The organism is Chroococcidiopsis sp. CCNUC1 (genome assembly GCF_023546805.1).
Lineage (GTDB): Bacteria > Cyanobacteriota > Cyanobacteriia > Cyanobacteriales > Chroococcidiopsidaceae > Chroococcidiopsis > Chroococcidiopsis thermalis.
The window spans coordinates 6,087,840-6,110,598 of record NZ_CP097480.1; the positions used below are offsets into that span (position 1 = coordinate 6,087,840).

The 22,759-nt window shown below is 46.5% G+C and carries 21 protein-coding genes and 1 pseudogene; 13 read left to right on the plus strand and 9 right to left on the minus strand.

Annotation, left to right across the window (positions count from 1 at the left end):
* The first annotated feature begins 139 nt into the window (after positions 1–139).
* Entirely contained in the window at positions 140–1,618 is a 1,479-nt protein-coding gene (locus M5J74_RS28195; RefSeq protein ID WP_250014555.1) for an ATP-binding protein, read from the plus strand.
* A 94-nt stretch (positions 1,619–1,712) separates the two neighbouring features.
* The gene (locus tag M5J74_RS28200; protein ID WP_015157188.1) at positions 1,713–2,876 is read left to right on the plus strand and encodes a glycerate kinase; all 1,164 of its coding nucleotides are present in this window, start codon (positions 1,713–1,715) and stop codon (positions 2,874–2,876) included.
* Positions 2,877–2,947: 71 nt separating this feature from the next.
* On the opposite strand, the pseudogene M5J74_RS28205 reads toward M5J74_RS28200, so the two are convergent.
* Both M5J74_RS28205 and M5J74_RS28210 read right to left on the minus strand, forming a co-directional pair.
* Positions 2,948–3,157: pseudogene (locus M5J74_RS28205) on the minus strand (hypothetical protein); the annotation flags it as partial.
* 424 nt (positions 3,158–3,581) lie between these two features.
* The gene (locus M5J74_RS28210) at positions 3,582–3,812 is read right to left on the minus strand and encodes a hypothetical protein (RefSeq protein ID WP_250014557.1); all 231 of its coding nucleotides are present in this window, start codon (positions 3,810–3,812) and stop codon (positions 3,582–3,584) included.
* A 229-nt stretch (positions 3,813–4,041) separates the two neighbouring features.
* Here M5J74_RS28210 and M5J74_RS28215 point away from each other — a divergent pair, with 229 nt between their 5' ends.
* From M5J74_RS28215 to M5J74_RS28230, 5 genes are all read left to right on the plus strand, one after another.
* Entirely contained in the window at positions 4,042–4,650 is a 609-nt protein-coding gene (locus M5J74_RS28215; protein ID WP_106216758.1) for a DUF3318 domain-containing protein, read from the plus strand.
* A 316-nt stretch (positions 4,651–4,966) separates the two neighbouring features.
* Complete coding sequence (locus tag M5J74_RS28220; RefSeq protein WP_250014559.1) at positions 4,967–5,260, plus strand: hypothetical protein; 294 nt, start codon at positions 4,967–4,969, stop codon at positions 5,258–5,260.
* Positions 5,261–5,427: 167 nt separating this feature from the next.
* A complete protein-coding gene (locus M5J74_RS33705; RefSeq protein ID WP_371934095.1) occupies positions 5,428–5,568 on the plus strand; it encodes a hypothetical protein in 141 nt (46 codons plus the stop codon).
* 217 nt (positions 5,569–5,785) lie between these two features.
* On the plus strand, positions 5,786–7,096 hold the full coding sequence (locus M5J74_RS28225; protein WP_106216760.1) for an ABC transporter substrate-binding protein: 1,311 nt from the start codon (positions 5,786–5,788) through the stop codon (positions 7,094–7,096).
* Between the two features lie 178 nt (positions 7,097–7,274).
* A complete protein-coding gene (locus M5J74_RS28230) occupies positions 7,275–7,991 on the plus strand; it encodes a DUF1028 domain-containing protein (protein ID WP_250014561.1) in 717 nt (238 codons plus the stop codon).
* A gap of 82 nt (positions 7,992–8,073) precedes the next feature.
* Here the strand turns inward: M5J74_RS28230 and carA are convergent, their stop codons facing one another.
* From carA to rsmH, 4 genes are all read right to left on the minus strand, one after another.
* Positions 8,074–9,210: a glutamine-hydrolyzing carbamoyl-phosphate synthase small subunit gene (gene carA, locus M5J74_RS28235; protein ID WP_106166856.1), complete on the minus strand. Its 1,137-nt coding sequence runs from the start codon at positions 9,208–9,210 to the stop codon at positions 8,074–8,076.
* 178 nt (positions 9,211–9,388) lie between these two features.
* On the minus strand, positions 9,389–11,998 hold the full coding sequence (gene cphA / locus M5J74_RS28240; protein ID WP_250014565.1) for a cyanophycin synthetase: 2,610 nt from the start codon (positions 11,996–11,998) through the stop codon (positions 9,389–9,391).
* Between the two features lie 140 nt (positions 11,999–12,138).
* Complete coding sequence (locus M5J74_RS28245) at positions 12,139–12,444, minus strand: hypothetical protein (RefSeq protein WP_015157196.1); 306 nt, start codon at positions 12,442–12,444, stop codon at positions 12,139–12,141.
* Positions 12,445–12,733: 289 nt separating this feature from the next.
* On the minus strand, positions 12,734–13,645 hold the full coding sequence (rsmH, locus tag M5J74_RS28250) for a 16S rRNA (cytosine(1402)-N(4))-methyltransferase RsmH (RefSeq protein ID WP_106216762.1): 912 nt from the start codon (positions 13,643–13,645) through the stop codon (positions 12,734–12,736).
* 149 nt (positions 13,646–13,794) lie between these two features.
* On the opposite strand from rsmH, the gene puuE reads away from it, so the two are divergent.
* Both puuE and ilvC read left to right on the plus strand, forming a co-directional pair.
* A complete protein-coding gene (gene puuE / locus M5J74_RS28255) occupies positions 13,795–14,706 on the plus strand; it encodes an allantoinase PuuE (protein ID WP_250014567.1) in 912 nt (303 codons plus the stop codon).
* 163 nt (positions 14,707–14,869) lie between these two features.
* The gene (gene ilvC, locus M5J74_RS28260) at positions 14,870–15,865 is read left to right on the plus strand and encodes a ketol-acid reductoisomerase (RefSeq protein WP_015157199.1); all 996 of its coding nucleotides are present in this window, start codon (positions 14,870–14,872) and stop codon (positions 15,863–15,865) included.
* Positions 15,866–16,073: 208 nt separating this feature from the next.
* Here ilvC and M5J74_RS28265 read toward each other — a convergent pair whose 3' ends face one another.
* Complete coding sequence (locus M5J74_RS28265) at positions 16,074–16,931, minus strand: SDR family NAD(P)-dependent oxidoreductase (protein ID WP_250014568.1); 858 nt, start codon at positions 16,929–16,931, stop codon at positions 16,074–16,076.
* Between the two features lie 213 nt (positions 16,932–17,144).
* Here M5J74_RS28265 and M5J74_RS28270 point away from each other — a divergent pair, with 213 nt between their 5' ends.
* Positions 17,145–18,059 carry a LysR substrate-binding domain-containing protein gene (locus tag M5J74_RS28270; protein WP_371934096.1) on the plus strand — a complete coding sequence of 305 codons (915 nt, stop codon included), beginning with the start codon at positions 17,145–17,147 and terminating at the stop codon, positions 18,057–18,059.
* Between the two features lie 151 nt (positions 18,060–18,210).
* Positions 18,211–19,044, plus strand: a complete 834-nt coding sequence (gene menB / locus M5J74_RS28275; protein WP_250014578.1) for a 1,4-dihydroxy-2-naphthoyl-CoA synthase — start codon at positions 18,211–18,213, stop codon at positions 19,042–19,044.
* Positions 19,045–19,332: 288 nt separating this feature from the next.
* Here the strand turns inward: menB and M5J74_RS28280 are convergent, their stop codons facing one another.
* A complete protein-coding gene (locus M5J74_RS28280; RefSeq protein WP_015157204.1) occupies positions 19,333–19,641 on the minus strand; it encodes a hypothetical protein in 309 nt (102 codons plus the stop codon).
* 410 nt (positions 19,642–20,051) lie between these two features.
* Positions 20,052–20,615, minus strand: a complete 564-nt coding sequence (locus tag M5J74_RS28285; RefSeq protein ID WP_106169505.1) for a DUF721 domain-containing protein — start codon at positions 20,613–20,615, stop codon at positions 20,052–20,054.
* 336 nt (positions 20,616–20,951) lie between these two features.
* On the opposite strand from M5J74_RS28285, the gene M5J74_RS28290 reads away from it, so the two are divergent.
* Together M5J74_RS28290 and M5J74_RS28295 are read left to right on the plus strand one after the other, a co-directional pair.
* Entirely contained in the window at positions 20,952–21,647 is a 696-nt protein-coding gene (locus M5J74_RS28290; protein WP_106169022.1) for a PspA/IM30 family protein, read from the plus strand.
* Between the two features lie 217 nt (positions 21,648–21,864).
* A complete protein-coding gene (locus M5J74_RS28295) occupies positions 21,865–22,644 on the plus strand; it encodes a PspA/IM30 family protein (RefSeq protein ID WP_250014593.1) in 780 nt (259 codons plus the stop codon).
* Positions 22,645–22,759 lie beyond the last annotated feature (115 nt).

The following is a 22,759-nucleotide window of genomic DNA, read 5'->3' on the forward strand; positions in this document are numbered from 1 at the left end:
TGACCAGTGAAGAAAGGGTGTAGGGTGTAGTGAATTAATTACGACTTGCGACTTGCGACTTGCGACTTGATAGCTGCTCCCTCAACTCCCTCCGCTTCCTCGGTTCCCTCAGCTCTCTTCCCCCCTGCTCCCTTAAATTATGAATTTAAGAAAGAAACTATTAACAACATTTAGCGGGTTGGCGTTGCTGGCGCTGGCAACGGCGGGTGTGACTGTGTGGGCGATCGCGCAGTGGCAAAATAGCGAACGCAGGTTGCAAGGACATTATCAACGTAGTTTATTGCTGGAGAGCGTCAGAACGGCAACTTTTCGGGCTTTTAAAGAATTGCCAGATGCGATTATTAGCGACGATCCAGATGCACGACAAGAATTTGAAGCCTTTCTCAAACCAGCAGAAGCCGATTTTAAGCGTTGGGCAGAATTAGCCGATACTGAAGCAGAACGAAAACAAGTTCAACAAGTTCGCAATGCATACATTGCGCTGATCCAGGATGCCCGCGAAGCTTTTACTTTAGTAGCACAAGGTCAACGCGATCGCGCCTTTACAATTTTAGAAAAACAACTAGAAGACATAGACTTTATTAGATTTGAGCAAGTCACTCAACAAGCCGTTGCTTCCGATCGCCAAAATCGCCAAATCATCAGCCAGCAAACACAAAATACGCGGCAAACTGCGCAATTAGTTCTAGCGATCGCGGCTTTTGGCACAATCTCACTGATGTTGCTTCTTGCAGCTTATTTAGCTTCAGATTTATTTGCACCATTAGAAGAGGTAGAGGAGGCATTAGACGACGCAGCTAAGGGAGACTTCAAACGCCGCCTCGGTGAAGAACGTCAAGACGAGCTAGGAGCAGTCAGCCGAGCTTTCAATCGCATGATGGAGGCAATGGCAGAACGGCAGCAGGTTGCAGGTTTGGCTGCCGTTCCTAATGGTGTTGTTAAAGATGGCGTAGAAGATTCTGCTTGGCAGCATTTGCCTTCACGAGTCACTTTGCATCGATTATTGTCGCAATTGCGATCGCGAGTGACTCAGTTGCAGCACCACAATGGTTTTAAGGGCAACGAAGAATTTGACGGGCAACAACGGGCGGCGATCGGGCAGCTCGATCTACTATTACAAGCCGTGTCGCGAATTACTGATTTTGGCTTTCCCTTAGATTTGAATCTTGCCCGTACCGATATCAGAGCGCTGCTTTACGATCTGCTGCTGCGGTTTCAATCCGAACTCGTCGAACGCGCCGTGAGCGTCGATCTGGATATTGCTCCAGAAGTCAGTTATGCAGTTGTCGATCGCCCGAAGTTACGCGAGGTTTTGAGCGAACTCGTACGGAATGCCTTAGCAGCATTGCCAGAACAAGGTGGACGTATTGGTTTGCGGACGCGCATCGATCCTGATGCTACGAATCTTTTAATTGAAGTCGCTGACAACGGCAAGGGAATTCAACAACCCGCGATCGAACGGGTTTTTTCTCCCACAGTCACTACCAACGGTCAGCGTGCAGGCGTGGGACTTACCTTAAGCAAAGCGATCGTCGAACAGCATGGGGGTCAACTCACCATTGATAGCGAACCTGGTCAGGGAACATACGTACAGATTTCATTGCCACTACGAGAGTAGTTATCAGTGACTAGTGACTGGTGACTAGAACAAAACTCAGAATCTAGCCACTAGCCACTAGCCACTAGCTACTCATTCATTACAGGAGATAATTATGAGCTTACGTATTTTGATTGCACCTTCGGGATTTAAAGAAAGCTTGGAAGCTGATGAGGTAGCAGATTGTATTGAAACGGGAATTTTGCGCGTTTTACCCGATGCTACTATCCACAAAGCTCCCTTAGTAGATGGTGGAGAAGGGTTCACCAAAGCCCTCGTAACAGTTACGGGCGGGACTTTACACCATCTGACGGTCGCCGGTCCTGTCGGACAGCCTGTAGATTCTTATTTTGGGTTTCTGGGTAATACGCAGACAAAAACTGCTGTCTTAGAGATGGCAGCGGCAGCGGGACTGAGATTAGTGCCGCATCACGAACGTAACCCTCTAGTGACAACAACCTACGGCGTGGGAGAACTGATTAAAGCAGCGCTAGATGCGGGTGCAGAACGGATACTGGTTGGTTGTGGCGATTCCGGTACGAATGATGGTGGTGCGGGAATGGCGCAAGCTCTGGGAGTACGCCTGTTAGATGCAGATGGGAAGGAAATCGATCGCGGTGGTGGCGAACTGATAAAACTAGAACGCATCGATCTTAAAGATCGCGATCGCCGTTTGGAATCGGTACAAATTGATGTGGCGTGTAACTGGCACAATCTGTTGTGTGGCGAAAAAGGTGTAGCGCGAGTATTTGGACCTCAAAAAGGTGCTTCACCAGAAACTGTGGAGCAGCTAGCCGCAGCACTCGATAATTATGCTGCTATTATCGAACGCGACATGGGTATAGATGTGCGAGAAATGCCCGGAAGTGGCGCTTCTGGTGGCTTGGGTACGGGCTTGTATGCTTTATTAGGGGCAAAATTGCATCCTCGCTATGACATTGTGATGCAATATCTCCACCTCGATCGCTTATTAGAAGATGCCGATCTGGTGATTACAGCGGAGGGAAGTATTGACTTTCAAACTCCACGCGGCAAAATTCCGGCAGAAGTGGCACAAAGAGCCAAGAAATATCAGCTACCAGTTATTGCCCTTGCCGGAACTATCGGGCGTGATGCTGAGGTGAATTTCAATTGCGGCATCGACTCCTTTGAAAGCATTCTCGATGCACCTTGTAGTTTAGGAGATGCGATCGCCAATGCTCCAGAACTCGTTACTAAGGCTGCCGAACGGGTTGTCCGCTCTGTTTTAGTAGGACAAAAATTAGCAACTGGAAGTTAGAAAATAGCGGGGGGAACTGAGGAAGCTGAGGAAGGGTTAGGATTCCTAACTTCCTGTTTCTCCCGATGCCCCGACTTTGGTTTCAGGAACAACCAAGCGATGAAGAAAAAGGCGGCTGTAAACAGCTGGAGCGTATCTACGCTCGATAGGGAGCCATCAGAGAAAGAAGCAATGCTTCGGTCAATGATGCCAAATAACCAAAAAGATATTCCCAAAAACCAGATCCCGTTTCTGAGATAACTCAAAAAGATAGATGCTTCCGATGGCGAGCGATCGCTCATAACTTTATTCCTATAAATTCAACGAGTCATTGATTGGGCAGCAATGTACGGACTTTTCGGTTAAATTCTCTGTCTGGCTTTGCCTCCAGATTAAGAAATATTTCTTTTAACCGCCATTGTTCTAAAGAAGTATTTCATCAGCTTGACAAGCGTACCGTTATTTGTATCGTATTCTATCTCATCAAGACAGATTTGCCCGTTGCCAACAGGAATATTTGCTTGAATTTATGGTTTTTGGTAATGATTTCTTGACCAGCTATCAGTGACTAGTGACTGGTGACTAGAAAAGATTCCAGCCAAAGCGTCATCGGTTCCACCAGCCACTTCTCAATCACCGTCTTCACGGAGTAGTGTAGCGGAGGGCGTTTACCGTCAACCACCAATTACCAACCATCAACTTAACGCTCGCAGTCTTCTTTCGGTGTTAAATCTGAGGGGGGCGATCGTTACTCCATGCCCACCAGACACAACTGCATTGACACTGATAAAACTCTTGCCACTTGCGACGGTTGTTTTCGGTAAATACGGGCGATCGTCGATTTAGCCAGACTCTTTCTGCTTCGCGGCTACCAGAACGACAACGGGGACAACAAAATTCATTGGCATGAGTTGCCTGTTTAGTCCATTGAGGCGGAATCGGTGCAAATGCATCCATTGAAGAGATAATTTTTTAAGTCTATTAGTTTATTATCAGCGATCGGCAAACAAGGTGTAGGGTATAGGGTGTGAGGTGTAGTGAGCTTTTAACTTGTGTACGAGCGGGTTTAGTAAACAGATGGACAGCCTTGGCTGGAAATTTTACCTTAAATCCCACCCATCCCAATACATGATTTTTGACTTTTAACTTTTGACTTTTAACTTTTGACTTTCCCCATCCTCTACTCATGGAACCAACTACTGAAATCCGCCGCCTTCTGGACTTGATGCCTGCTTCCGGTCGGATGTTGACTAAGATTGTCGGTAAGCGGGAGCAAACTAAAGTTATCGATTATGCTTTTCCTATGCCGTGGCAGCAGGAACGTCGCATTTCCATTAATTTCGATCTCTGGCGGCGGCTACCCCAACCACAGCGAGATTTGTTGCTGTTGCGGACTGTTAGCTGGTTGACGGCAGTAAAGTGGTTTAAACCGGATGTCTATCAGGGAGTTGTCTTAGCGGGGCTTTTGGGGACGGTAGTAGAGATCGTGCAGGGGGATGTGGTGGGTACTGTGGCAGCTGGAGCATTAACCGCGATCGCCGGGACTCGGATTTGGCGCAATAACCACAGTTCTCAAATTGAGGTAGAAGCAGATGAGGCAGCAGTGCGCGTTGCTGGGAGGCGGGGTTATGCTGAGGCAGAGGCGGCTCAACATCTGTTGTCGGCAATTGAAGCGGTGGCACAGATGGAAGGACGACCGACTTTAGATTTTATGGAACTACTCCGCCGTCAAAATTTGCAAGCGATCGCCGGACTTTCTTCTGTTGGTATTCCAGAAACTCTCAGAGAAAAATAATCAATAGATTACTTATTTAATAAGCACAATAATTAGCTCTAAAAAGGGGTTGTCCCGTGCTATTTTTGCTGCTACAATTTAGCGTGTACGCTTTACAATGGGAATATTTGAAAATCTAAAAATTCGTCTATAGTTCCATTATAAAAAAGAGCTTATCAAAACTAAATTGCGAAGTCAACATCTCTTTGCCTTTTTATTCATGACAATTCCTTACTAAAAATTTTCCGATCTTTATATAACTGAATATAACTGACTCATATCAATTCAACATGAAGCTGCATATAGAGGTAAGCAAATTCGATAAGTTCACATAGCCATGAGCCGCCCATTTAAGATTGAGATCGCCGAGAGCGAAAAGGAACTAAAAAAACTCCTACAAACAGCTGTGATTCTAGTAACTCTCAAACAACTGTTGGCACAAGGTAAGTGTGTGTATTACTTGTGTCAAGATAAAACTAGGGTTGGACTCAAAACTCTTACAGGAAAAGTGATTACTGCTTCTGGAGTCAAGCCCACTGTTGGAGTAAAATGGCAATGGGAAAACTTCTGGATTTACGGTGCGATTGAACCATTGACTGGGGACCACTTCCTTGAGAGTATCCAAAATTGAATAGTGAGTGTTTTCAACAGTGCTGGGACTGGCTATCTCAGGAATTAGGCTCGGATTATGCCATTTTACAGATCGAGCGAGCATCTGCTCATACAAGTTCAGCAATTCGTTGACCGGAAAATAGTATTCCTCTGTTTCAACCAGCATCAGCCCCTGAACTCAATCCGATTGAGAGACTTTGGCAATTCCTCAAAAAACCTCTCAAAAATCAACTTTTCTCTTCTCTACAAGATTTACGCGATCGCATCCCAGAAATCTCTTCTTCTAACTTTATTCTAGAAGCTCTTTTCTATGCAGCTTCATCTTAAATTGGGCTCAGCCCTCTTCTGTCAAACTGGGGTGAAACCTTGATTTTTCGTAGGCTAAAACCACGTAGATTCGTTGAATTTGCCTAAAGTGACAGAAGAGGGATCGGAATATATCTGACAATATATCAAAAATACCTATTTACCCGCGTTTATCTACAGAAGGCAATTCTAGACTAAAATTTCGACAATAAAACTTAAAAGTCAATTGAAAAAACTAGTGAAGTTGCTCAATCGCTACCTAGTCAAAACTAAATTTCTTCTCCTCTTACTCGTAGTAACCCTAACTTTGGTAGGATGTCAGGCTACACCTAGTAATTCTGGAGTTACCAAAATTACGCTGTGGCAAGGGGTAAATCCACCACCCAATCGAGATGTTTTGCAAACGCTGGTAGATCGCTTCAATCGAGAGCATTCTGACATTCAAGTAGAATCTTTATATGTCGGACAAGCAGAACAGCAATTACCGAAAATTTTGGCAGCGGTAGTAGGAAATGCACCACCAGATTTACTATGGTTTAATGCCACGCTAACTGGACAGTTAGTGGAACTCGATGCAATTCGTCCTTTGGACGATCTGCTACAAACTTCTCCCGTCAAAGATGAAATCGATCCTAGCCTGTTTGCAACGATGGAGTATCAAGGGCATACTTGGTCTGTGCCGTTTGGCGTAAATAACGTAGGCGTATTTTACCGTCCCAGCTTATTTCAAGCCGCAGGAATTACCCAGTTACCGCAAACTTGGGAAGAATTACGTCAAGTCGCACGTCAATTAACCATCGACAAAGACGGAGACAAGCGGATCGACCAACACGGAATGTTTTTGCCGTTAGGGAAAGGAGAATTTAGCGTCTTTCTGTGGCTACCCTTCCTGTGGAGTGGCGGTGGCGAGTTGGCAAGTAACAATCCCCAACAACCAGCAAATGTAAATGTAGCAGACGACAAGGGTGCGATCGCCTCGCTGAGATTGTGGCGCGATTTAGTCGATGATGGTTCTGTCGTTCTATCTTTACCAGAACGAGGATTTGAAATCGATGCTTTCTTAGCTGGGAAAGTGGCGATGCAATTGACTGGACCCTGGACGCTGGGACAGTTCCAAACCACAGGAATAGATTTTGGCGTGTTTCCAATTCCTCAAGGCGATCGCCAAGCAACTGCAATTGGTGGAGAAAACCTATTTGTATTCAAGTCTACGCCCGAACGCGAACGAGCCGCCCTCAAGTTTGCTGAGTATGTTGTCAGCGAAGGATTTCAAACTGATTGGGCAATTGGTACGGGATATTTACCCGTCAATATGAAGGCAAGGGAAAGCCAGAAGTATCAAGATTTCATCAAAAAACAGCCTGCCGTAGAAGTGTTTTTAGCACAAGCAAAATACGGGCGATCGCGTCCCATTTTTCCTGGTTACAGTCGCTTGTCAGAAAATTTAGGTAGGGCGCTAGAAGCTGTTTTATTAGGGAAAAGCACCCCTACCGAGGCATTACAAGCAGCACAGCGAAGGTTGGATTTGATTTTTCAGAACAGTGACTAGTGACTAGTGACTGGTGATTAGAAATTAAGAATACAGCCACTAGCCACTAGCCACCAGTCACTCACTCATTACCATTTCCTACAAATTGTTAAATCCAAAACAGTCAGCGATCGCAAATAAATGTTATTTGGGAATAACATTCATGTACGTGACTTGACGATTCGGGCGCTCTGGAATTATGACCTTCTCAATTGTGGCTTGGGATGCAGCAACGCAAATGACTGGGGTAGCAGTGGCAACTAAGCATCTGGCTGTAGGGGCGCTCGTACCTCATGCTAAGGCAACTGTAGGGGCGATCGCGACTCAAGGTCAAACTAACCCGTTATTGGGAATTTGCAGCCTGCAATTGTTAGAACATGGGGTTTCGGCTGAAGATACATTACAGCTTTTGCTACAAGACGATCTCAATTGCCACCAGCGTCAGCTACATCTGGTAGATCGTCGCGGTCATACGGCAGCTTGGACAGGTGAAGATTGCGTTGGTTGGGCGGGACACTTGACATATCCCTACTTTTCTGTAGCCGGAAATATGCTGGTAGGCGAACAAGTTTTGGTAGCGATGGCAGATGCCTATCAAGCTACGGCGGAAATGGAGTTTTGCGATCGCCTATTACACGCTTTAGAAGCTGGCGAGGCGGCTGGAGGAGACAAACGGGGACGACAATCGGCAGCGCTGTATGTGGTGCATCAAGATGTTTATCCCTATCTGGATTTGCGCGTCGATCATCATGCGAATCCATTAGTGGAACTGCGCTATCTATTTGAAGAATCGCGTCAAGATTATTATCAGTCGTTTCGGCAATCTATGCCTCCCCAGTGTCCTCGTACTATGGTAAGTGCGATCGCTAAGTATTTAGCTACTCCAATCAAGAATCAGTTAACAGTTATCAGTTAACAGTTATCAGTTAACAGTTATCAGTGTTAACAACTAGTGAAACACTTCTGATTTTTGACTTTTGACTTTTAACTTTTGACTTTTACACTCCTACAGTGCGTGACTGGCGCATGGATTCGACGAAATTGGCAAATAAGTAATCTGCGTCGTGGGGACCAGGGCTAGCTTCAGGGTGGTATTGGACTGAGAATAGGGGTAGGGATTTGTGGCGCAATCCTGCTACGGTGCGATCGTTTAAATTGAGATGAGTAATTTCGACATCTGCGGGAATGGAATCCGCATCAATCGCAAAGCCGTGATTTTGACTGGTAATTTCGACTTGCCTTTGTAAGCCAGCAGGTTGATTCAAACCGCGATGACCGAATTTTAGCTTGAAGGTTTCTGCCCCTAACGCCCGACCTAGTATTTGATGTCCCATGCAAATACCAAATATTGGTTTCTGGGCTGAAAGAAGGGCTTTTGTCGTTTCAAGTCCTTCGGCAACGGCGGCGGGGTCACCAGGTCCATTGGAAAGAAAGATGCCGTCGGGATTGTATTTCAGAATCTCTTCTGGTGGCGTATTAGCAGGAACGACAATGACGCGACAGCCATAACTCGCTAGTCGCCGCAGAATGTTGCGTTTGATGCCAAAGTCAATGGCAACAACGGTGAGAGTCTCGCCATCTGGGGATACTGGTTTAAATTCCCATACAGAATCAGTCGTTCCAGCCCACTCATAAGCAGTGGATGTGGTGACTTCACTGACCAAGTTTAATCCTGCCATACTGGGGGCAGCGAGGACGAGTTGCAATAACTCTGCTTCGTCAAGAATTTCTGTAGAAATAGCGCCATTCATCGATCCTACTTCGCGGATCTTGCGGACTAAGGCGCGGGTATCGATGCCGTAAATTCCAGGGATGTTGTGCTGTTTGAGGTAGTCAGGCAAACTGCCAGTAGAGCGCCAATTGCTAGGACGGTAACAGACATTTTTGGCGATCGCACCTTTGACTTGGGGGCGATCGGATTCTTCGTCTTCAGGATTTACGCCTGTATTTCCCAATTCTGGGTAGGTAAAGGTGACAATTTGACCGCGATAGCTGGGATCGGTTAAGACTTCTTGATACCCAGTCATACCAGTATTAAACACGACTTCGCCAACGGTAGTACCAGTAGCACCGAAAGATAAACCATGATAAGCAGTACCATCAGCAAGAACGAGAAGGGCGGGTTGAGGGGTCATAACTAGGGGTAGTTGGTAATTGGTAATTGGTGATTGGTAATTGGTAGTTGGTAGTTGGTAGTGGTGAGTGCTGCTACTTGCAACTTGTGACTTGGAATTGCTCCCTCTGCTTTCTTCTTCCCCGACTCCCGACTCCCGTACGGGTGGGTTTGAAAACCCGCCCCTACCGACTCCCGATTTATCCTCGGCGAGATTCAATCAAACGAATGGCACGACTGACGCTTTCGGGGAGGACGACTACTAAACTACCACGAGAAGCCATGTCGAGGGCGGTGTTAATGGCTCTTGTCTCTGCCAAAATGGATTCGTAGTGGCAGTCGGAATTGGCTTGACGGATGCCTTTTTCGATTAAGTCTGCGGCTTCGCCACGGGGACGACCGCGCGTATCGTCGTCTTCTTTGACGATAATAAAGTCAAACATTTCGGCGGCGAGTTTGCCCAAGGTGATGAAGTCTTCGTCGCGGCGATCGCCAGGTCCCCCGATTACGCCGATCCTTTCTCCTTGCCAGTTGCGGACAAAGCTACCCAATGCCTCGTAACTATGGGGGTTATGGGCGTAGTCAACTAGTGCGTGATAATCGCCTAACTCAAATAAATTCATCCTACCTGGGGTTTGGCTGGCAGATGGTTGAAATGTCTGCAATCCAGCTTGAATCTGTCCCAAGGGGATTCTTTGGGTAAATGCTGCCAAACTCGCAGCTAAGGCATTGGCGATCGCAAAGTTGGCGCGTCCGCCCATCGTTAGCGGTACGTTGACTGCTTGTTCGAGTCGTAGTTTGATTTCTCCTTGCAGTATTGACAAATAACCGTCTTCATGAACTGCCGCTAAGCCCCCATGTCGAGTATGTTCTCGCACGATGGGATTATTTGGGTTGAGTGAAAAGTAGGCTATTTGAGCTTTCACCCGTTTTGCCATTGCTGCAACTAAAGGATCGTCAGCGTTGAGAATAGCATAACCGTGGGGAAATACGGTTTCTGCAACGACACTCTTGAGGTGAGCTAGTTGCTCGACTGTATTAATGTCGCCAATTCCTAAATGATCGGCAGCTACATTCAAAATAATTCCGACATCGCAGGCATTGAATCCCAACCCAGAGCGCAAAATTCCGCCTCGTGCTGCTTCTAATACAGCTACTTCTACTGTGGGGTCTTGTAGAATTAACCGAGCGCTTTGAGGACCTGTATTATCGCCTCGATCGACTAAACAATCGCCGATATACGTCCCATCGGTTGTGGTGTAGCCGACAGTCTTACCAGTTTGCTTGACGATATGGGCAAGTAAGCGCGTGGTTGTGGTTTTACCATTGGTTCCGGTGACAGCAAGGATGGGAACGCGGCTGGATTTACCGGGGGGAAACAGCATGTTGATGACTGCTCCCGCGACATCGCGAGGCTTACCCTGGCTGGGATGGGTATGCATCCGAAAACCAGGCGCGGCATTCACTTCTACCACTACGCCACCCACTTCTCGCAAAGGACGGCTGATATCTGGGGTAACAATATCGATTCCGGCAATATCTAGACCGATAATTTTTGCTACACGTTGCGCTAGCCAAATGTTTTCCGGGTGAATTTCATCAGTGCGATCGCAAGCAATACCACCAGTGCTGAGGTTTGCTGTAGCTCGTAGATAGCAAATTTCATCTCGGTCTAGAATACTATCTAAACTGTAGCCCTGTTGTGCTAAGAGGCGATCGCTATTGCGATCGAGCTGAATGCGGGTGAGGATATTATCGTGTCCGTCGCCGCGATCGGGGTCTTGATTGATAATTTCGATTAATTCCTCAATCGTACTCCTACCATCTCCCACAACATGAGCGGGAATGCGTTCGGCAACTGCGACAACTTTACCATCAACTACAACTACGCGATGGTCGCGCCCTTGATAGTAGCGTTCGACAATAATGGATCGAGAAACTGCTTGGGCTGCATCATAGGCGGCTTCTGCGGCTTCCCAAGTTTGAATATCGAGTGTAATGCCTCTACCGTGGTTGCCGTCTAGCGGTTTGATAACGATGGGATAACCACCAACAGAGGCGATCGCATCTTCTAGTTCGTCAAAATAATTGATAACCGTACCTCTAGGAACGGGTACGCCAGCATTGCTGAGAATATATTTAGTAGCTTCTTTATCAGAGGCAAGTTCGACACCTAAAAGACCCGTGTTGCCGCTTAAAGTTGCCTGTATGCGCTTCTGCCGTTTGCCATAGCCGAGTTGAATTAAATAACGCGCCCCGAGTTGCATCCAAGGAATATCTCGCGCCTCTGCTGCTTGAATAATTGCTTCTGTACTAGGACCCAAAGCCGCATCTTGGTGAAGTGCTTTGAGATCTTGAAGATCTCGTTCTAGTTCCGATTGGGGATAGTATCCCAGATCCAAAATACTTTGACACAGCCTTACAGCGGCACGGGCTGCATAGCGTCCGGCTTTCTCGTTTTCGTACTCAAATACAACGTGATAAACCCCAGCAGTAGCCGTCTCGCGGGTACGTCCAAAGCCTGCTGGCATTCCTGCTAGTTCTTGTAGTTCTAAGGCTACGTGTTCGACTACATGACCCATCATCGTGCCTTCTCGTAGCCGCATTAGGAAGCCGCCGCGACACCCAGGAGAACAGAAATGTCCCTCTAAGCTGGGTAGTGCTTCAACTAAACCCTTGTAAAAACCTGGAATTTCATTAGATGGTTTTTCTGCCAATTCTTGCAAGTCTAGCTGCATAGCAACTAGTTGATGGCGGCGAATGCTCCAGTAGTTTGGACCCCGCAATGTTTGAACTTTAAGAATTCTCATCCTAATTCATTCCTCCTGGGCAATTTGTAGTTATTGGGAAGTGAGTAGTTATTAGTGACTAACGATCGGTGGTTAGTCATAACTTCTGTCTTTTGTCGCCTGTCTCCTCGATTTTGACTTGTGACTTTTAACTTTTGACTTTATTCTTCTTGCAGCCAACAATTTTCTAAAAATTCTATGCAATCTCGTTCCCAACAGCGTTCTACTTGATACATCCAATAAAAGTCCCAGTGGTTTTCAATTAAGAAGAAGTCCCAATTATCATATAAATAGTCTTCTAATTGCTGACTTATATCTTGTAGCCAACATTTTTCTAAAAGCTCGATCTGGTACGTATACCAAAAAGCAGTAGGGCTGAGAATAACTTTATCCAGAGAACCAAAAAATAGTTGTTTGAGATATAAACGAAGCGGAAATTTAGTTTTATGTTTCCAGTTTGAATCCATATGACTTGTTTTCCTTTGTATGCGATCGCGGAGTTTGAATATCCCTCATCAAACCTGCATTTTGTAGCTCTTGACTCCAATTAGCTTAGAGCTTAGGCAAAAGATGTGAAGGATTTGTGAACGATCGCATCGGAAATCAAGCTAAGGGAGTAGGGAGCAGGGAGAAGAGAGCTGAGGGAGCGATCGGGAGCGCAAGGTTGCTGAGGGAGAAAGAAATTTAAAATCTTTACACCCCACATCCTTTCTTCACGCTCTTACTGACAACTGACAATCAACTACCAACTACCCATTACCCATTACCATCTCTTCTTGTTGCTATTCGTAACTTAGCTGAGCGAGAGCGAGGATTTTGGGCTAGTTCATCTGTTTGGGCAATGAGTGGTTTTTTAGTAATAATTTGTAATAGCTCGGACGCTCGGAAGGCATTTTTGACAATCCGATCTTCTAAACTGTGAAAACTAATAACGATAAGACTTCCCCCTGGTTTAAGCCAAGTTGGTGCTAGTTGCAGGAAATTTTCTAGGGAGGTTAGTTCGTCATTTATAGCAATTCGCAATGCTTGAAACACGCGGGTAGCAGGGTGAATCCTTCCATGACGATATGCACCAGGAACAGCAGAGGCGATCGCAGCAGCTAGTTCTGTCGTCGTATGAAACGGGCGTTTTTCCACAATCCGCCGAGCAATCCGGCGTGAAAATCTTTCCTCGCCATAATGAAAGAAAATATCTGCTAGTTTTTTTTCATCCCAGGTGTTAATCGCTGCCGCCGCTGTCAGAGATTGGCGATCGTCCATACGCATATCCAGAGGCGCTTCATGGCGAAAACTAAAGCCTCTTGCCGCTGTATCAAATTGGTAAGAACTTACACCTAAATCGGCGATAATACCATCAAAAGTTGCGTTTTGAGGGGTGTAAGTCGCGAAATTACTCCGTAAAAATTGTACTCGATCGCCAAATTCTGCTAGTTGAGTTTGGGCTGCGGCGATCGCGGCTGCATCGCGATCGAGTGCTGTTAGCTTCACATCTGGCGCAGCTTGCAAAATTAGCCTACTATGACCCCCACCTCCGACGGTAGCATCTAGATAGTGTCCCCCCGCTCGCACCGCCAAACCAGCGATTAACTCTCGGCTCAATACAGGAACGTGGCTGAATGTAGCTGGTTCTAGGATTTCTGGTTCTAGCGGTGTGGGGGTAACATTCATTTGGAGGTTGTTTGTTTAGTATTTTTTAGTTTGGTGTAAATCGTTGCTCCCTCTATTTTGCCGATTTTTTTCTCTAGGTCGCGAGTACTATCGTTGAAAATAACGACGATCGCTTCCGCTGAAATTTCTCGTATGAGTACACAGACACAATGCCTACACCATATCCCCGCGATTTAATTGGTTACGGTCGTACCCCTCCCGATCCTAAATGGCAAGGACGAGCCCGCGTAGCGGTTCAATTTGTGATTAACTACGAAGAAGGTGGAGAGAACTGCATTCTACATGGAGATATGGCTTCTGAAGCCTTTCTGTCAGAAATTATCGGTGCAGAACCCCTAGCAGGGGCGCGGCACATGAATATTGAGTCCATGTATGAATATGGCAGTCGGGCGGGGTTTTGGCGGCTGTATCGGCTGTTTACGCAAAGAGGGATTCCCATTACGGTATACGGGGTAGCGATGGCGTTAGAACGCAACCCCGAAGCAGTAGCCGCCATGCAAGAAGCAGATTGGGAAATTGCCAGCCACGGCTATCGCTGGATTGACTATAAATATTTTGGCGAGGATTTGGAACGAGAGCATTTACAAAAAGCGATCGCCATTCATACCCAAGCAACGGGAAGCCGTCCCCTCGGCTGGTATACGGGACGCAATAGCCCGCATACGCGCAAGTTGGTAGTAGAAGAAGGCGGGTTTCTCTACGACTCCGACAGCTACGCCGACGATCTGCCTTACTGGGTGCATGACTACGGTAAACCCCATCTCGTCATTCCTTATACCTTAGATAACAACGACATGCGTTTTGCGACGGCGCAAGGGTTTAATTCAGGCGATCAATTCTTTGCCTATCTGCGCGATGCTTTTGATGTTTTGTACGCCGAGGGAGAAACAGCCCCCAAAATGATGAGTATTGGGTTACATTGTCGCCTTGTCGGTAGACCTGGTAGGACTGCGGCTTTAGCACGTTTTCTCGATTATATTCAGCAGCGCGATCGCGTTTGGATCTGTCGCCGCATCGACATTGCCCGTCACTGGCACGAACACCATCAGCCCAAAGGGTAATAAGTAAGTCAAAAGTCAAAAGTCAAAAGTCAAAAGTCAAAAGTCAAAAGTCAAAACGCTTGATTGTTACTAATTACCAATTATCAATTACCAATTACCCAATTTCAGGTATTATAGAAAGTTTGCAGACTTTAGATGCTTGCCCCCAAGGAGAGTTGTTGTTATGGCTCGGATGTACTATGACACAGATGCCAATTTAGATTTATTAGCGCAGAAAACAGTTGCAATTATCGGCTACGGCTCTCAAGGTCACGCCCACGCCCTCAATCTCAAAGATAGCGGTATAAATGTCATAGTCGGGCTGTATCCTGGCAGCAAGTCAGCAGAAAAAGCCAAAGCTGCGGGTTTAACAGTATATCCGGTAGCTGAGGCAGCACAAAAAGCAGACTTAATTATGATTCTGCTGCCGGATGAAGTGCAAAAAAGCGTTTACCAACAAGAAATTGCACCGCATTTGAAAGAAGGTAAAGTCTTAGCTTTTGCCCACGGATTTAACATTCACTTCGCTCAGGTCGTGCCTCCTGCGGATGTCGATGTCGTCATGGTTGCACCGAAGGGACCAGGGCATTTGGTGCGGCGGACATACGAACAAGGACAAGGCGTACCCTGTTTGTTTGCCGTATATCAGGATGCTAGCGGACAAGCCCGCGATCGCGCTATGGCTTACGCTAAAGGTATTGGTGGAACTCGCGCTGGTATTCTCGAAACCACATTTAGAGAAGAGACAGAAACCGATTTATTTGGCGAACAAGCAGTATTGTGTGGTGGTTTGAGCGCGCTAATTAAAGCAGGTTTTGAAACGTTAGTTGATGCTGGTTATCAACCGGAATTGGCATATTTTGAATGTCTGCATGAAGTCAAGTTAATTGTTGATTTAATTGTCGAAGGTGGTTTGGCAAAAATGCGCGATAGCATTTCCAATACTGCTGAATATGGCGATTATACTCGCGGTCCTCGGATTGTCACCGAGCAGACCAAAGCAGAGATGAAGAAAGTGCTGCAAGAAATTCAATCGGGTCAATTTGCGCGGGAATTCGTATTAGAAAACCAAGCTGGGAAACCTGGATTTACTGCCACACGCCGTCAAGAAGCCGAACACCCAATTGAGGAAGTTGGCAAAGATTTACGCGCCATGTTCAGCTGGATGAAGCAAGATTAACGATCCCCCTAAATCCCCCTTGACAAGGGGGACTTTTAAAACGGAGATCCCCCTAAATCCCCCATAACAAGGGGGACTTTTAAAACGTAGACTCTTATAATTCCCCTTAAAAGAAGCGATCGCCCCTTCCCCACATCCTTTCAACTACGCCCCCACCAATCATCTCGATTGTTTCCCTACATCCTATCTCGAAGTACAAGCCTCCTCCTTAAAACGCAACATCCGCAGCAATCTCCTGCCAGCGAGTAGCTAAATCCTCCGCAGTAGAACTTTCAACAGCGGCAAGGTTGAATGGATAGTTCACGTTGGATCGCTCGATGGGGCGCACGGCTGTGAATTGACCATTGCTTGCCCTTAAGATAAATCCAGATTCCTGGCATTCTGGAGAGGCAAGGTATAACACCCCTGGAGCCACTTGTTCTGGTCGTAAATCTTCTGGTTCATCCTGGACATTCCACATCCGCGTTTTGGCAACTGGCGAAATCGCATTCACTAGAATTCCCTGCTCTTTGCCTTCAACCGCCAGCACGTTCATTAGACCTATCTGTGCCATTTTTCCCATCGCGTAAGCTGCAAGACCGCCCAGAGCATATTGCTGATAAATCGCTCGATCCGAAGTCGTCAACACAATCCGTCCATAGTGTTGTTGCTTCATCCTGGGCAAGGCAGCTTGAGACAACCACGTTGGTGCTTCTATGTTGATGTTGATGGCGCGTTCTAGAAAATCAGGTGACAGGTCTTGGATTGACTGATAAGCAACCCATCCAGCATTGTGGATTAAGATATCGAGGCGATCGAACTTTTCTAGTGTCATTTCTACCAGGCTGCGGCAGTTGTCTCGACTATTCAGGAGTACGTCACTGGCGATCGCCACTCCACCTTTTTCTCGAATGTTGTTGGCGACATCAGCTGCCACCGTTGGATCGGAACCCGTCCCCTCTTTGTTAACGCCTGCGTCGTGAACCACGACTCGCGCCCCTCTTTCTGCCAGCAAACGGGCATAGGCTGCTCCTAAGCCGCGTCCACTGCCCGTGATAATGGCTACTCGATCGTCGAGTCGAATCATTTGCCTCTCTCCTGACTGAAATCTTGAGCTTTAGTGGGTGTATGTCCTGTAATCAACCAAACTTTAGGAGCGACAGGATTCTTGTCCCAGTTCATTTGTTTTCCCTAATACAAAAATGATGAGACGCGCCTCATATTTCTTACGATAGGAGACAGCCATGTGACTGTCCAATATATATTTGACTAAGATTAATAGGTTAGACATATAAGTGTGATAGAACTACGGCATCTGCACTACTTCATCGCGGTGGCTGAGGAGCTGCATTTTAGTCGAGCAGCCCAGCGGTTGCACATTTCCCAACCCCCCTTAAGTCAGCAGATTCGCGGTTTGGAAGATGAACTAGGAGTCAGGCTATTTGAGAGAACGAAGCGGCAAGTGCAGCTGACTGAAGCAGGCAAAGTGTTTTTAGAGCGCTCCTATGGAGTGTTAGCGCAACTCGATCGGGCGATCGCAGTGACACAACGGATCGGGCGGGGTGAGATTGGACGGTTAGCGATCGGCTTTGTTGACTCTGCAATGTATACGTTACTACCAGAGATTTTAAGGGTCTTTCGAGAACAGTTTCCGGCTCTAGAACTACAATTGCATGAACTGACGACGCAAGAGCAAATTCAAGCTCTGCATCACAAACAGGTTGATATCGGCATTGTTCGTTCTGCCATCAGCGAACTAGGTTTGAGTGTGGAGTGCTTTTTGCCAGAATCATTGGTCTTGGCGTTGCCACAAACCCATCCGTTGTCTGCCCAGACTCAATTGTCTCTCTCCACATTGGCTTCGGAATCATTTATCCTATTTCCTGCCAAAATGGGACCCGTCTTTTACGAGCAGATTATTAACCTTTGTCAACAAGCTGGATTTCGTCCGCAAGTGGCTCAAGAGGCAGTTCAGATGCAAACTATCGTCGGCTTAGTTGCAGCAGGACTGGGCATTGCGATCGTCCCCGCCTCCTTGCAAAACTTCCACAGAAGCGGAGTCATTTACAGACCCTTGCAGGAACAGATCCCTAAAACCGGACTTTATCTGGCTTGGCGGCAGCATGATTCCTCTCCAGCAGTAAGAGCATTTCTGGGCTTGGCACGGAAAACGACACGAGGGGAATCAAATCGTGATGATACGCGAGGCAGTTAAAGAGCGATCGCCTCACCTAATAGCCTTCAAGTACTGTCTGGGCAGTAACCTGAAGCAGCCTAACTTGGTTTAGCTCCGCTAACGCCAGATACTAAGATAAAATTTTCAAGCCATAGTTCAAGCGATAAAATGCGATCGCACCTTAAAACCCATGCAAGTTAACTGGCAAATTGCCAAAACCTACGAAGATATCCTCTATCACAAAACAGACGGAATTGCCAAAATTACCATCAACCGTCCCCACAAGCGCAACGCCTTTCGTCCCAAAACCATCTTTGAAATGTACGATGCATTTTGCGATGCAAGGGAAGATAGGAACATCGGCGTTATTTTGCTCACGGGTGCTGGACCTCATACCGATGGTAAATATGCCTTCTGTGCGGGCGGCGACCAAAGCGTTAGGGGTAAAGCTGGCTATGTCGATGATGAAGGGACTCCCCGCTTAAATGTCCTAGATTTACAACGCCTAATTCGTTCCATGCCCAAAGTTGTCATTGCTTTGGTGGCTGGATATGCGATTGGAGGGGGACACGTCCTGCACGTCGTTTGCGACCTCACTATCGCCGCTGATAATGCCATATTCGGACAGACAGGTCCCAAAGTTGGGAGTTTTGATGGTGGGTTTGGGGCTAGCTATCTGGCGCGAATTGTCGGACAGAAAAAGGCGCGAGAAATTTGGTTTCTTTGCCGTCAATATAATGCTACCGAAGCCTTAGAAATGGGTTTAGTTAACTCCGTCGTTCCCGTCGAACAACTAGAATCAGAAGGAATTCAATGGGCAAGTGAAATTTTACAAAAAAGCCCCTTGGCAATTCGCTGTCTCAAAGCTGCTTTTAATGCCGATTGTGACGGACAAGCAGGCTTGCAAGAACTGGCTGGTAACGCCACTTTACTCTATTACATGACAGAAGAAGGAACCGAAGGCAAACAGGCATTTTTAGAAAAGCGCCAACCAGATTTTCGCCAATATCCTTGGTTGCCTTAATTTTGAGTTGATAGCGGTTTTCAATTGGATGCAATACACGTCTGGTAGGGGCGCTTTCTCGCTCGCGCCCCTACAAATGTCATCCATACAATCGAGAATTGCTATGAAGAGACGCTATCGTGTATCTCTTCAATTTTTTATTCTTTTCAATAAAAAAATCGCACCACTGAAATTGGGATGCGATGTAAGTTTTAAAATGATTGCTTAGATTTTTTAAATTAAATTAGGTTTAAATTACATCTTTGGTGTATTTAGCCGGAGCCAAACAACCGTTACATAAAGATACAACTATGCTAGTAACGCCTGCTGCTGTCTCTGAATCCGAACGTGGCTGAACTCTGTTTCTAGTAACTCAGGCTCAGGCAGTTTGAGAGTAGTTGCGACAGGAGCAGCAAGCACTGAAGCAGAAGTCAAAGACATCATTTCTTCTACTAAACTTTCCCAATTGGAAGCAAAAGCAGTTACAGCTAAACTACAAGCTTTCCAATTGCCCTGAACTGGCACTTCGAGAATCTGACACTTACCTCCTCGCCGTCCTTCTGGCTGGTAGTGCTGACAATAACGACAGGCAGAAGTTGCAGGATTGCAGCTGGTCATATAAGTAGCTGTTGTGGATGGGTCTACAGCATTTATTTTGCCTCTAGGGTTTTAGGGACTCAGAGGCATCAACTGAAGAATCACTCTAGGTTCTAGCGCTCTCAAAGCTAAAAATAATTTTAGAATTTATTTAGACTTGTCCCAGAAGGCTCAAATAATAACTACTTAAATTCAAGCCAAAACGATTGGGGATCAATTGGAAGAAAATGTTAAACTCGTAAAACTTACATTGACTTTCACAAAGAAAAATGCTCTAAAAGCGCGAAACTGAAGAGGGAATTTTAGCTAACAGTAAATTTACTACAAATCATCTCGCCTCTATCGCTAGAGGTATTTTGTTATTACTTAAATAAATAGTTAAAAAAGGTACTAATTGAGGCAAGCTTTTGATGAAATGCCAGCAGCAATTCCTACCACTGCTTCGCAGCACAAATCGAACAAATTCCCCATCGCTCTAGTTCGCCTACAGGGGTATGACACTGACACTGAGGGCATAAGGGTAAGTGACGCGATCGCGTTTGTGTTACTTCAGTCCAGTGTCTAAACGCTGCTTGAGGATGGCGAAAGCGCAGCTGGCGATCGCTCTTAGCGGCTGAATCGTTACCAACCCAACTCGGATGAGCGCGCCCTGACCTGGAACTAGAAGAAATGCGATCGTCAATTAATGAATCCTGCTTTGCCAGCTGCTGCCACTGAGCGCTAGAAAAGCGAATATCTAGCAAAGGTTGCGGTAATTGAGCATTTAACTTCTCCAAAATCCGCTGTCGTCTGAAAGCGAGTTCTTGCGCCCAGACAGCACTAGAAGTCGCAACCCAGAGAACTTGTCTTTGAATGGAAACTGGGCGAGTATGAGTAGCCACCATTGCCCCAACAGCCTCAACCCAGCACTGTAATACCCTTTGAAGCGGCTGCTCTTGCCAGCGACTTTCTTGTTTGACAGTCTCTAATATGTTTCCTAAAGAATTTAAGGACATGGGGAGTCGGGGAGAAGAGAGTTGAGGGAGCCCAGGGAGCTGAGGGATAAGAGAGACAAGGGGAACTCGCTCTTCCCCGCGACCGAAGGGAGTGGGGATTAGGGGGCGAAGGGAGACAAGGGGACAAGGAAGCAATTCTGGTTCCACTAGTCACCAGCCACTAGCCACTCTTCACTGACAACTGAATAACTGAATCTCAGGTAAGATACCATGTGTTTAATACTCTAACTAAATTAGTTGTTGAGCAATTTAGCTTTTGCCAGTGACGGGTTGGAGGGATTTAGCTTTAAGCCAGAACAACACCAATTAAGTCGTTCATCAGAATGGAGAGCTGTCATGGGATTGATTGACCGCATCCTCAGAGTTATTCGCGCTAATTTTAATGCCTTGGTTGGGCAAGCGGAAGATCCAGAAAAAATTCTGGAGCAAACGGTCATGGATATGCAGGAAGATTTAGTTCAACTGCGACAGGCTGTAGCACAGGCGATCGCTACCCAAAAGCGCACCGAAAGACAGGCTCACCAAGCTCAGTCTAACTCTGAAGAATGGTATCGTCGCGCTCAACTTGCCCTACAGCAAGGGAACGACGTGTTAGCAAGGGAAGCACTGACGCGCCGCAAATCCTATCAAGACACGGCTACTGCCCTCACAGCCCAAATCGAACAGCAAAATAATATCGTCGTCAGGCTGAAGAAAGATTTGCAAACACTGGAGAGCAAAATTTCTGAAGCGCGGACTAAGAAAGATATGTATATCGCTAGGGCGCGATCGGCACAAGCTACTCAAAGACTGAATGAAATGATAGGGGGTGTCAATACAACGAGTTCTCTGGGTGCGTTTGAGCGGATGGAAGAAAAAGTTTTGCAGCTAGAAGCTCAATCAGAGGCGATCGCCGAATTAAGTAGCGACGACTTGCAAAAACAATTCGCCGCCCTAGAAGCCAGCAGCGACATTGATTCTGAACTTGCCAGCATGAAAGCACAACTTTCAGGACAAACACCCCCGCCGCAACTACCCAACAGTGACCAGTGACCAGTGACCAGTGACCACGTACCACACACCCCCCACACCCTACACCCATACACCCTGATAACTAATAACCGATAACTGATAACTGTATATAGGGCATATGTTAAGAATAAAAGCAGAGATGAATTAACTTTGCTTTGAGCAAACATAAATCATTCGTGCTGCGCCAGCACTCGCTACCTACTACTCAAACCGTGAACCCCGAAGGAAAAGCACAATTATGGGATTATTTGACCGGATTAGCAGGGTTGTCAAATCTAACCTCAACGATTTAGTCAGCAAGGCAGAAGATCCAGAAAAAATTCTAGAGCAAGCGCTTCTAGAAATGCAGGAAGATTTAATCCAGTTGCGGCAAGGTGTTGCTCAAGCGATCGCTGCCCAAAAACGTACCGAACAGCAATACAAACAAAATCAAAATGAATCAGAAAGGTGGGATCGCAACGCCCGTCTAGCTTTGCAAAAAGGCGATGAAAACTTAGCTCGGCAAGCCCTAGAGCGTAAGAAAACTTATCTCGAAACGGCAAATACGCTCAAAGCTACTTTAGATGGGCAAGTCACTCAAATTGATACCCTCAAGCGCAACCTGATTGCTTTGGAAAGTAAAATTTCTGAGGCGAAGACGAAAAAAGATATGCTCAAAGCACGTAGTTCTGCTGCTAAAGCGCAGGAACAACTACAAGGCACAGTCGGACGCTTAGGTACTAGCAGTGCTATGGCAGCCTTCGAGCGCATGGAAGAAAAAGTCATGATGCAAGAAGCCCGAGCGCAGGCGGTTGGAGAACTAGCTGGGAACGATCTAGAAAGCCAATTTGCTGCATTAGAAGCTGGTAGCGATGTCGATGACGAACTAGCAGCATTAAAAGCTCAAATGTCTCTAGGTCCAGCAACATCATCAAATCAACCTTCTCTACCACAAGCAAACGAGCAGTCAACTGCTGCCAAAAGTCCAGTTGTGGATGCAGAGTTAGAAGACCTGAAAAAACAGTTGGATCAATTGTAAATTTTGGCAACGAAGGACAAGGGAAACAAGGGGAGAATTCAAAATTCACGCATTCAAAATTTAAAATTTAAAATTACTCTTGGCTCCTGTACGGGCGGGTTTTGAGCCTAGATTT